General features: G+C 36.8%; 11 protein-coding genes. 1 reads left to right on the forward strand and 10 read right to left on the reverse strand.

The features are described 5' to 3' along the window. Window positions 1-276: 276 nt before the first annotated feature. From V7014_RS19030 to pruA, 7 genes are all read right to left on the reverse strand, one after another. Window positions 277-498 carry a hypothetical protein gene (locus V7014_RS19030; protein WP_335509272.1) on the reverse strand — a complete coding sequence of 74 codons (222 nt, stop codon included), beginning with the start codon at window positions 496-498 and terminating at the stop codon, window positions 277-279. Between the two features lie 562 nt (window positions 499-1,060). After that, window positions 1,061-1,768, reverse strand: coding sequence for a GNAT family N-acetyltransferase (locus V7014_RS19035; RefSeq protein WP_335509274.1), 708 nt, complete (start codon window positions 1,766-1,768; stop codon window positions 1,061-1,063). Continuing rightward, the gene (locus tag V7014_RS19040; protein ID WP_335509276.1) at window positions 1,765-2,874 is read right to left on the reverse strand and encodes a mandelate racemase/muconate lactonizing enzyme family protein; all 1,110 of its coding nucleotides are present in this window, start codon (window positions 2,872-2,874) and stop codon (window positions 1,765-1,767) included. The genes V7014_RS19035 and V7014_RS19040 overlap by 4 nt, the downstream gene beginning before the upstream one ends. A gap of 9 nt (window positions 2,875-2,883) precedes the next feature. Beyond that, on the reverse strand, window positions 2,884-4,308 hold the full coding sequence (nhaC, locus tag V7014_RS19045; protein ID WP_335509278.1) for a Na+/H+ antiporter NhaC: 1,425 nt from the start codon (window positions 4,306-4,308) through the stop codon (window positions 2,884-2,886). Between the two features lie 32 nt (window positions 4,309-4,340). Then, entirely contained in the window at window positions 4,341-5,441 is a 1,101-nt protein-coding gene (locus tag V7014_RS19050; protein ID WP_438824942.1) for an amidohydrolase, read from the reverse strand. A 24-nt stretch (window positions 5,442-5,465) separates the two neighbouring features. Continuing rightward, a complete protein-coding gene (locus V7014_RS19055; RefSeq protein ID WP_335509282.1) occupies window positions 5,466-6,665 on the reverse strand; it encodes an ornithine--oxo-acid transaminase in 1,200 nt (399 codons plus the stop codon). 63 nt (window positions 6,666-6,728) lie between these two features. Continuing rightward, a complete protein-coding gene (pruA, locus tag V7014_RS19060; protein ID WP_335509284.1) occupies window positions 6,729-8,279 on the reverse strand; it encodes an L-glutamate gamma-semialdehyde dehydrogenase in 1,551 nt (516 codons plus the stop codon). Window positions 8,280-8,513: 234 nt separating this feature from the next. Here pruA and V7014_RS19065 point away from each other — a divergent pair, with 234 nt between their 5' ends. After that, entirely contained in the window at window positions 8,514-9,908 is a 1,395-nt protein-coding gene (locus V7014_RS19065) for a sigma-54 interaction domain-containing protein (RefSeq protein ID WP_335509292.1), read from the forward strand. A gap of 197 nt (window positions 9,909-10,105) precedes the next feature. Here the strand turns inward: V7014_RS19065 and V7014_RS19070 are convergent, their stop codons facing one another. The 3 genes from V7014_RS19070 to V7014_RS19080 form a co-directional block, all read right to left on the reverse strand. Next, entirely contained in the window at window positions 10,106-11,080 is a 975-nt protein-coding gene (locus tag V7014_RS19070) for a proline dehydrogenase family protein (RefSeq protein WP_335509286.1), read from the reverse strand. A gap of 319 nt (window positions 11,081-11,399) precedes the next feature. Beyond that, window positions 11,400-11,930, reverse strand: a complete 531-nt coding sequence (locus V7014_RS19075; RefSeq protein WP_335509288.1) for a helix-turn-helix domain-containing protein — start codon at window positions 11,928-11,930, stop codon at window positions 11,400-11,402. A gap of 203 nt (window positions 11,931-12,133) precedes the next feature. After that, on the reverse strand, window positions 12,134-12,420 hold a 287-nt coding region (locus V7014_RS19080; protein WP_335509290.1), incomplete at its 5' end, for an alkyl sulfatase C-terminal domain-containing protein.

Raw genomic sequence — 12,420 nt, forward strand, 5'->3', positions numbered from 1 at the left:
TAGTTGAACCAATCGGGCCTTTACGGGCTGTTGATCCCCCACTTAGAAATTTTTTCTTAACTCAACTTCTTGAAGTGGAGGTCTTACAGCCCGTTAATCTACGATAAAACTGATTAACCGTATTATGTATAATCCATACACTTGGTCTATTGCATCATCCAAACGAACTTCTAACGTTGCATCTTTTGTATTATCATCAATAGGTATTTCTAATCTATTTTTAGCTCATTCAATTTCATTTTTTCAACTCTTTTCAAAGCAAAAAATAAAAAACACTCAAAAATAAGTGTTTTGAAAACCACTAGCAAACATATCTTCTTCTGGGAAATCATTTCTACGATGATATTTCCCCATTTTACCAATAGCTCTAATTGCATAGAAACCCCTACTACTATCATCAGATGCTAATGTCAGCTTGGGTGGCTTATGAAAATCTAAGCGATCAATCTCGATAATACCATCCATTTTATCTTTATTTGGTCCGTATCGGTATATCATTATATCATCCGTCACTCTTATTTTAGATAAAGTGAAACTTCAATCAGTGGGGGTTTTTCTTCATCCCCACTGATTGTTAGTTGAACCAATCGGGCCTTTACGGGCTGTTGATCCCCCACTTAGAAAATTTTTATTAACTCAACTTCTTGAAGTAGGGGTCTTACAGCCCGTTAATCTGCGATAAATATACTATCATCATCAGGCATCCCCTTTAAAGCTTGTTCCCCATTTGAAACTTTTTTGCTTCTTTTATGCTACTTTATAAATATATACTTTTTCAATATTTGGTATTTATGCTAATTCATGTCTTAATAATAGCACATCTAAGTTCTAGTGAGTACCTTTTCACTTGTAGAGGCCGATGTTAAACTTTTACAGATTATGGATCGTCTTGCCCAATCAAACTATGAAACAATTACCTAAGTTTATCTTCATATAACAAAAGATAGAAAAAGCTTCTCAAAAGTTTGGTCAACTCATGAGAAGCATTTAATTTTCACCTTAAAGTTAAGGGGAAATTCGGCATCAAAATTTGGTAAAAGGCTTTCGATCCCTTACTACATCAAGAATTTTTTCCGAATATTACATAATACTTACCATTTAATAATTCGATCCCTTGCCCTCGATAACCTTCATTCAGCAATTGTTGTTGAGCAATGGTATCACTCATTTCACAAAATACTGTCTCTTCTTGTCTTTGCAATTGCTGATCCAATTGTTTCATAAAAACATAGCGTAAATTCCCGCCATATTTCGGCTTTAAAGCAACTATTTCCATTCCTTGTGAGAATTTGTCTTTTAAACTAGCAATATTAAATGGCGCAACAGTAGCTAGAATGTACTTATAAGAATGTTCTTGTTTATTTAATTCATCCATAATCCAACTAGCCATACTACGCTGTAGACTCATGCCACGAAAATGCGGATGAACATTACTAATGTCTTGATAGATGACTAGATTTAAATCCTTCTCAGGTAGCCCAGCATCTATGCCTAAATGATCTTCTAAAGTATAAGGGACAAGGAGCGCTCGAAAAGCGATAAGTTCATGATCTACAAAAACCCCTATCATTAAACCGTTACCAGATAAAATATAGCGGAATTCCTCTTCTTCTAGAGGTTGGAGAATACTTGGATTATCTAGGTCAACAACCACTGTCTCTTGTAAGGAAAGAACGCTTGTAATATGCTCCATCGCTAATTTTTTCACTGTATATGTTTGTCCGTTCGAAAGAACACCTTGACTAATCACCGCTTCCCCTCCTTTCATTGTATAACATGTTGAAACACGGTCAATTCCGAAAGAATTCGTTCATCGATATCAATTCCTAATCCACTTTTCTCCGATAGTTGGATAAACGGAACATCATAATGAAGATTTCCTACATCTTTAGAAAACTTCAACGGTCCTGTTAATTCAACAGAAGTAATAATCTTCTTAGAAAAAGCTACATGGAATCCTGCTGCTGAGCCAATTGAAGACTCCACCATTGAGCCGATTTGACATTCCATTCCTGCCATTTCTGCTTGGTTTGCTAACTTGACCGCTGGTAAAATTCCACCACATTTCATCAGCTTAATATTCACTTTATCTGCAGCCTGTTTCTGAATAATGTCGCGCATTTCTTTCGCACCTTTTAATCCTTCGTCAACCATTATTGGAATGCGTGCTTTTCTCTTCAGAAAAGCCATACCTTCAAGATCATCAGCTAGGACTGGCTGTTCTAGCCAGTCTACTTTTAATTCTTCAAGATTATGTAAGGAGCTAAGAGTGTTAGAGCTGTTCACCCAGCCTTGATTAACGTCCACTCTAATACTTACCTCATGACCAACAGCACTACGAACCGCTCGGATTCGCTCGATATCTTGTTGAACGTTTTTTCCTACTTTCATTTTGAATGAGCGATAACCTTCTGACACTTTTGCAATCGCTTCCTTAGCCATCGTTGTTGGCTCTTGGATACTTAGCACATGTGTGATAGGGAATTTGTCATGATAACGACCACCTATTAGTTGATATATTGGTACATCAAGTTTTTTCGCCACTAAATCATGGCAAGCGATGTCAATCGCTGCTTTAGCTGTTGGAGCACCGTATATAGCTCCATTCATTCGATCGTGGATTTTCTCGAAAGCACTTGGATCCTGACCGATTAGTAGTGGTGCCAGTGTATACTTTAAAATGTTGAACGTACTTTCCCACGTTTCACCTGTTACATGTTCATCTGCTACAGCTTCACCGTAGCCTATCCAGCCATCATCAGTCTCCATTTTAACAATAACTGATGGCATATCATGATACGTGTGATAACTAATCACAAATGGCTCATGCAATGGCAATCGGATGGCGTACAAAGTAATAGATGTAATCATCATGATTCCCCCTTATATTCCAAGTGCACTGTTTTGCTGTTCTCTTTTGATTCTAGCTCGTTCTTCGTCGTCCATCTTCTCAATTGTGAACCCTGTCAACGCGTATATAATTGAAATGATTGGTACGACCAGATTCAAAATAGCATACGGCGCATATTCAAATGCGCTGACTCCTAATGTACCGAAAATGAACACACCACATGTATTCCAAGGTATGAAGACAGACGTGAGCGTTCCCCCATCTTCTAAAACCCTAGACAGGTTTTTGGACGCTAGTCCCTTATCACGATATGCCTGCGCATACATTCTTGATGGTATAACAATTGAAATATATTGTTCTGAGCAACTTGCATTCGTTGCAAAGCATGAAACAAGCGTGGACACGATAAGTCCTTTAGCTGTTTTGGCTAACTTAAGGATTTGATTGACAATAGCTTGCAGCATACCAGTATACTCTAACATTCCACCGAATGTCATCGCTACAATCGTCATTGAAACCGTATACATCATGTTATCTAAACCACCACCATTAAACAGTTTATCAACCATGGTGTTTCCTGTGTCAATGACATACCCACTTTGCAAAGCAGCTACAGCTTCAGCAAATGATCCACCTTGCACGAATACATGCGATAGAAAACCAAGCAATATTCCAATAAGTAATCCTGGGATTGCCGGTACTTTTTTAGCTACCAAAATAATAACAATAAGTGGAATCAACAGTAAGAATGGTGAAATCACAAACTCCTTTTGTAACACACTAAGTGTTTGTTCAATATCCGTAGTTTGAGCGCCACTTTCCCCAAAATCTTTTCCTAAAAACCAAAATGCTACTAACGCAATAACTAAACCTGGAATCGTCGTATAGAACATATGACGAATATGTACAAAAAGATCTGTACCTGTTAACCCAGCTGCTAGATTCGTTGTATCTGATAAAGGTGACATTTTATCGCCGAAATATGCACCTGAAATAATTGCACCAGCAATCATAGGCGCTGGTATCCCCATACTTAAACCAATTCCCATGCCCGCAACACCAATCGTTCCCATGGTAGACCAAGAGCTACCAATTGCAAGTGAGACAATTCCACATATAATTGTAATGGATACGAGAAAGAGTGAAGGTGTAATAATTTTCAAACCATAATAAATCATTGTAGCAACGATACCGCCACCAATCCATGCTCCGATTGTTAACCCAACTAATATAATAATAACAATCGCTGGTAAAGCAAGCCTGATGCCTTTATACATCGCTTCTTCTAGTTCGTTCCACTTATAGCCTACCTTCCAGGCAACAAGAGCCGCGGTGGCTGTACCTACTATCAACGGAACGTGTGGGCCTTGTTCAAGCCAAACAACCGTTATTGCCATCACTACAATCATTACAACTAAAGGAATGATCGCTAACCAAAAGGGCATTTTCTTCTCCATCTAGTCTCCTCCGTTTTTGAATATTCTGTTTTTTATATTTTTTTAGAACGTTGTAAAGCCTCTGCTAGTATTTGTGCCCCTTTGTCAAGAATGTCTGTTTTAATAGTCATGTGTGGATGGTGCAAGCCAGGTTGGACATTCGCACCGATACCAATCATGGTGGTCTGTAAATCGGGGTTTTTACGGTTGTAGAAATGAAAATCATCACTGCCTGGTGTAAAAATCGCTGCTGATAGAGCATCTTTACCAGCTACTTTAATGATCGCTTCTCTTGCTGTTGCTTCAGCTTGTTCAGAAACCGTGGCCGCTGGTGTATAATCCAGCCATTCATAATCCATTTGTACACCATAAAGTTTAGCTATATTATGCATTCCATTTTCCACGGATTCGATTAATGCATCCATCACTCTGTTATTCTGCGCGCGTACATCTATAGAAAATGAAGCTGTCCCTGGAATAATGTTAGCGCTTTCGCTACCGGCAGCTATTTTTGTCAACTTTATGGAATAACACTCATCTGGTGCCATATAAAGCGATTTAAGATAAGCATGAACTGCAACTACCACATCAATAGCGTTTTTCCCTTGATGCGGTCTTGCACCATGTGCATCCACTCCTGTTATTTTCCCTTCTAAAAATACACAAGCTCCATGATAAATGGAAGGCGTGAACATGCCGTATGGAAGTTCATCTTTCGGTCGGACATGCATGCCGAATAAAGACGACACATCCTTCATCGCCCCACGTTCTATCATCCATAGCGAACCATTACCTTTTTCTTCAGCAGGTTGAAATATAAAACGGCATACACGTTCTAGATTTTTATCCTTTAAGTACAATATAGCACCTAATGCCATCGCCATATGTGCATCATGTCCACACGAATGGTTAGGTCGCATAATGCCATCTACCTCTTGCCATAGTGCATCAATATCAGCCCGCAATGCAACGACATGATCACCATCACCTATCTCAGCAATCAATCCAGTACAGTCAGAAAATCGTTGATAACGAACGCCAAGCCCATCTAAAATCCGGGCTATGGCATTCGTTGTTTCGATTTCTTGACCACTTACTTCTGGATGTGAATGAAAATAATTGTACCATTCAATGATTTGTTGATGATTACTCACCATACATCACTCCATTATTCGTGGTTATTTAGCTAAAAAAACCTTACTAATTCGTTCAATCGCCCAATCTAAGTCCTGCTTCTCAATTGTTAAAGGCGGCGCAAAACGAATTACCGTCTCATGTGTCTCTTTGCAAAGCAGTCCTTCAGCTTTTAATTGTTCACAATAAGGACGTGCGGATTCTGTGAGCTCCACACCAATAAATAAGCCTCTACCACGGATATCTTTGATAGCAGGATGTTTGATTTCTTTTAAGCAACTTACGAAATATTCTCCCATTTCCAAAGAACGATTTGCTAAGTGCTCTTCTTCTAAAACTTCAAGAGAAGAAATGGATACCGCACACGCTAAAGGATTTCCCCCGAATGTAGACCCGTGTGATCCAGGATTAAACACACCAAGAATCTCTTTATCTGCAGCTACACAGGAAATTGGGAACACGCCTCCGCCAAGAGCCTTTCCTAAAATGTACATATCTGGAATAACATCCTCCCAATCACAAGCGAAAGTTTTTCCAGTGCGACCAAGACCTGATTGAATTTCATCAGCAATAAACAATACATTATTTTCTTTGCATAGCTCATATGCTGCTTTTAAGAATCCTGTAGGAGGTAAGATAATACCAGCTTCCCCTTGGATTGGCTCAATTAAAAAGGCTGCTGTTTGCGGTGTGATAGCTTCTTTAAGTGCTTCCAGATTACCGTAAGGAATCAACTTAATACCTGGTAGCATCGGACCGAAGCCTTCACGGTATTCTCCATCAGAAGATAGTGATACTGCCGTCATCGTTCTTCCATGGAAGTTTCCTGTACAAGCAATGATTTCCGCTCGATTAGCTTTGATTCCTTTTACTTGATAGCCCCATCTTCTAGCTGCTTTAAAAGCTGTCTCAACCGCTTCAGCACCAGTGTTCATTGGAAGCGACATACTTTTCCCTGTTAATTGCGCAACTTTTTCATACCATATGCCAAGTTGATCGCTATGAAAAGCACGGGAAGTCAACGTCACACGATCTGCCTGATCTTTTAACGCTTGAATGATTTTAGGATGACAATGCCCTTGATTAACCGCTGAATAAGCGCTAAGCATATCCATATATTTATTGCCTTCAGGATCTTCCACCCAAACTCCTTTTGCTTTCGAAATAACAATCGGCAGTGGATGATAATTGCGTGCTCCGAATTGTTCTGTTTGTTCAATAATTCTTTCTGTTACTTTTTGCATCATAATTCCCTCCACTTTTTTATTTTTTGTTCCACCTACTTCATTAGTAAGTGGAACCGTTCATTAAAATTGTTCAGATGTAGTTTTTGCTTGCATGTGAAGTAGCAAGTAATCTGGTCCGCCAGCTTTAGAATCTGTTCCTGACATGTTAAATCCACCAAATGGTTGATAACCTACAATGGCTCCTGTACATCCTCTATTAAAATACAAATTACCAACATGGAAATCTTCTCGCGCTTGTTCAATATGCGCACGATTATTAGTTATAACAGCTCCTGTTAATCCATACATTGTGTTATTCGCAATCTCAATTGCATGGGTAAAGTCTTTTGCTTTACAGAAAGCAACTACAGGTCCAAAAATTTCTTCCTGCATTAAGCGTGCATCAGCTTCGACATCCGCAATAATTGTCGGCTGTACGAAATATCCAGTCGAATCGTTTCCTTCACCGCCATGAACGATTTTTCCTTCTTTCATACCGATATTAATATAACTCATGATCTTATCGTAAGCAGCTTGATCAATAACTGGACCCATTTTGTTTTCAATGTCTGCTGGATTACCAATAGACATTTCTTTCGTCAATTTAATCGCACGTTCTAAAACTGTATCGTATACATCTTCATGTATAACGGCGCGTGAACATGCTGAACATTTCTGACCAGAGAAACCGAATGCCGAAGCAACAATCGATTTTGCAGCTAAGTCTAAATCCGCCTCACGATCTACAACTATAGTGTCCTTCCCTCCCATTTCGGCAATGACTCTCTTCAGCCAAATTTGACCTTCTTGAACAATAGCCGCTCTTTCATTCATACGAACGCCTACTTCGCGAGAGCCTGTAAAGGAAATAAATCTTGTTCTTTTATGATCAACTAAATAATCACCGATTTCAGAACCACTACCAGGAATATAATTCACAACACCTGCCGGTAGACCAGCTTCTTCTAAAACTTCCATAAATTTAGCTGCAATCACTGGAGTTGTACTTGCTGGCTTCAATACAACTGTGTTGCCAGAAACAAATGCTGCAGTCGTCATCCCTGCCATGATCGCAAATGGGAAATTCCAAGGAGAAATGATGACTCCTACTCCAAGCGGTACATAATTATATTGATTAAACTCATTCGCACGACTTAAAACAGGCATTCCATCTTTCATTTCAAGCATTTGACGTGCATAATATTCTAAGAAATCAATAGCCTCTGCTGTATCTGCATCCGCTTCATTCCATGGCTTACCAGCTTCCTTCACAAGCCATGCCGAGAATTCATGCTTTCGCTTACGAATCATGCTTGCTGCTTTAAAGACTATATCTGCACGTGTAGCAGGATTTGTTTTTCTCCATTCTTCCATAAATGTTTGGTCAGCCGCTTGCATCGCTTGCTCAGCATGCTCTTTTGTTGCTTTATAAACATGACCGATTACCTCTGCTTTATTAGCTGGATTATATGAAGTGATTTTTTCATCTGTGAAAATTTTCTCGCCATTTATAATTAGTGGATAGGTTTTTCCTAATTCACTTTCTACTTTATGTAACGCTTGTATAAACGCTGATTTATTCTCTTCTACTGTAAAATCTGTAAACGGTTCATGTTTATATGTTTGTACCATTTAATCCCTCTCCCTTTTTGTTTAAGTAGCTTACATACATAAATATATGCAAGTACCGTGCCAACTCGAAAAATGGCATAAAAACAAGACTTTTCTATCTAAAGGTGCAAAATTTGATTGCATATCCACCATTTTATTTTTTTGCGCGCAAAATGAATTTGCACCAACCCCCATATATCTATTACACTATTAAATATAAAGAAGAAAAGAGGGATCAACGTGGACATCAGCTACATGAAAACCTTAAGCCTCCAATCTATCCTGCAACGAATCGTAAATGTGGTTGACTCAGGGATTCACATTATCAATCGTGAAGGAGTTACGATTGTATACAATGAGAAAATGGCTGAGATCGAAGGAATGATCGTCAAGGATGTGATTGGTAAAACCATCCCAGAAGTTTTTCAATTCAATGAAGAAACCGGAAGTACGATGTTAAATGCCCTTAACAAAGGGATGGTTATTCAAAACTCTAAACAGACATATTTCAATCACCACGGACAAGAAATAACAACTATAACTAATACATATCCGCTTTACGATGATGATAACCTAACAATTATTGGAGCTATTGAAGTAGCAAAGGATATTTCTCATTTAGAGAGAATTATTAAAAATAATATTTTGAATAAAGGAAATACTCGCTATACATTTGATAGTATCATCGGAAGAAGCCCCAATTTCGTAGATGTCATTGAAGCTAGCAAACGTGTCACAAGAACTACTTCTTCAATCTTAATAATTGGAGAAACAGGAACAGGGAAAGAATTATTCGCACAAAGCATTCATAATGGAAGTAATCGATCTGCGCAGCCTTTCATAAGCCAAAATTGCGCTTCACTTCCTGAAAGCTTAATTGAGGGTATTTTATTTGGAACCAAAAAAGGGGCATTTACCGGATCGATAGAAAGACCTGGATTATTTGAACAAGCGGAAGGCGGTACTTTATTATTAGATGAAATTAATTCATTAAGTCCAAACCTTCAAGCAAAGTTATTGCGAGCCTTGCAAGAGAAAACGATCCGCCGAGTAGGCGATACCAAAGATAAAAGTATTGATGTACGTATAATTGCGACCATAAATGAAGATCCGATAGAAGCCATTACGAACAATCATTTACGTAAAGATCTTTATTATCGTTTAAGTGTTGTTTCTTTATTCGTTCCACCATTACGAAATCGAAAGCAAGATATCGAATTGCTTTCCAATCATTTTATCAATAAATTTAATCAGCTATTCGACATGATTGTCCAACCGATTGGTCAGGACATACTATCTTACTTTCTACATTATGATTGGCCTGGAAACGTACGTGAATTAGAACATATCATTGAAGGAATGATGAATCTCTTAGAACAACACGAACTATATATTACACCTAATCTATTGCCATATACACTAAAACAAAGAAATGCTTCAAAAGAAACCGTACAAACACTACCAGTGAAACATGCAGAACCTATCAAGAACGATTTTTTACCACTTGATACATATATGGAAAACGTAGAAAAAGCATATTTAAAACAAGTTCTCGATCATCATGACAATAATATTTCTCAAAGTGCAAAAGCACTTCAAGTCAGTAGACAGAGCTTACAGTATCGATTAAGAAAATATAATATTAAATAAAGTGAAACTTCAATCAGTGGGGGTTTTTCTTCATCCCCCACTGATTGTTAGTTGAACCAATCGGGCCTTTACGGGCTGTTGATCCCCCACTTAGAAATTTTTTCTTAACTCAACTTCTTGAAGTGGGAGTCTTACAGCCCGTTAATCTTCGATAAAAATAGTCAGCTCCTCCAAAAGGGGCTGACCTATTTTCCACCTTATTTCTTTGATTTTCTACCTAATAAGAAAGCTGCCACTCCAACTCCGATCACGATATTCGTTCGTTTATTGAAAACTTGCTTTCCGATTAATCCAAGATTTTGAGGTCGCTCAGCTAGACGACGCATAAAATATCCATACCAATCCTTGCCGAATGGTACATACGTACAGAAACGATAGCCCTCACTAGCTAGCTGCAATTGTAATTCTTTTCTGAAACCATAGAGCATCTGAAATTCAAATTTTTCTTTTGAAATATTATGTTTTTTCACAAATTCTTTCACGTGATTAATAACGAGATGATCATGTGTTGCGATGCTAGTAAACGTACCATTCAATAAGTGATATTCTATCAACTCTATGAAATTACGATCAATTTCCACTTTACTTTGATAAGCAATATGTGACGGCTCTTTATAAGCCCCCTTCACAATCCGCAAACGGCAATTTTTATATTTTTCTATATTATCTTTAGCATTATGAAAATATGCTTGTATAACAGTTCCTATACTACCTTCAAATTCTTTAGATAGTACATCCATTAAATCAAACGAAGGCTGTAGGTGATTAGAGTCCTCCATATCGAAATTAACAAATATCTTATATTCACTTGCTTTAGCAATAATTTCTCTTAAATTATCCAAGCAAAAATCGTAATCAATATCCAAGCCTAACTGAGTAGGTTTTAATGAGACATGAGCGTCAACCCCATTCTCATGAATAGCATCTAATACTTCTAGAATTTGCTCTTTCGCTTCTATTGCTTCCTCTCTTTTAAAAACAAATTCTCCAAGATTATCAATTGTCGCCGAAATTCCAGATGCATTAAGTTTTTTAACACTTTGAATCATCTCTTCAATATTGGTTCCTGCCACAACAGATTGTGCCCCAAGCTTGAGACCCCATTTTTTAGCCCCTTCATTCAATACCCTATTTTGTGATAGATGTATAAAGAAATCTCGTGTATAACCCATCTTTATTCCCCCAATAACCAATCGATTTTTTATAGCACTCAAGAAAGGCTGTTCCCTAAAAACAACCTTCTTAATTGTTGAAGCTTTATCGCCTCAAATCTTTCTGTATAAAGCGCTTACATTTCTTGGTGAGAAAGTTTATCTGTATAAGCAATCTACATAATATTATAAATATTTCATACACTTTTTTCTATATAAAAAAAATAATTTTACAAAAAGATTTATTCTATAACATGAAAGCATACCGAACAAGGACAAGTAAATATACTATTAAATGTCCTTGTTCGATATACAATTTTTGTTGCTCATTTTAAATTAATTAATAATCTAATTGTTTTAAACTTAACAATAAACTATCATCAGATATCTCTTTAACTTTATATAAATTTAACTTTTTTTCTATTTCTTTATCAATTTTTTCTGAATTACTGAACAAATCTCTTACTATTTCGATTGCGTAGATTAAAATAGTTATGGCACCTGCGCCCCCTAATTCCACACCAAGCCGCTCATTCTCTGAAAGATGAGTATCCATTATTTTCTTTACTTCTTTGTAATATGCTCCTTGAATGAGGATCTTATCATACTTCGCCTCTAATCCCTCTAATAATTCATTCGGATTAAATGCTTCAAAAGCTGGATTTTCTCTTTCTAAAATCAACAGCTCATTTAGTACATCACCTGGGGTTTTACTTAAAGTATCTGCAATTGCAATTAACACTTTACTAGAAAACTTTTCTATTTTTTTATTTTTGTGAGTTGAAAGTAACTGCTGACTTATACCAGTTTTTTTATGAACATCATATCTTTTACAATTATGTTTTCGCAAATAGAAATCTAGATAATTCATAATTACTACCCCCTTATTTTTTCATTAGTAAAAAATATTTTATTAGTCAAAATAATTATATCATTTATTAAAGTAAAAAAAAGGATAGATTCCTCACTGAAATCTATCCTTCTGTTTTACCTAATATAAAATTATTGTTTTGACTTTTAATAAAATAAAGCAAGACTCTCCGCTTCATTCAATGGTAAAAAACGTCCATAGATTCAAGGTGTTACTATATTTAATGCATAAGTGAAATGATCAAATAGAGACACTAATTCATTTAGTTTATTACCATCACCCGTTATTACTAACTTCCCATCTTCCACCGCTTGATCTACAGTAAGTTTTCTAAATGTTAACTTGTAAAAAGTTAATTTATCAACCTTTAATAAAACATCTGGACTTTCGTCTAGTTGATCCATTTTACTTATTAATACAGAGTTATCTAAATATAACGTAATGTTTTTGTTAAGATCAGTTAAGGTAACATTCATTATTATTGTTATAT

It is taken from the genome of Bacillus sp. JJ722, assembly GCF_036963345.1.
Classification (GTDB): domain Bacteria; phylum Bacillota; class Bacilli; order Bacillales; family DSM-1321; genus Bacillus_AD.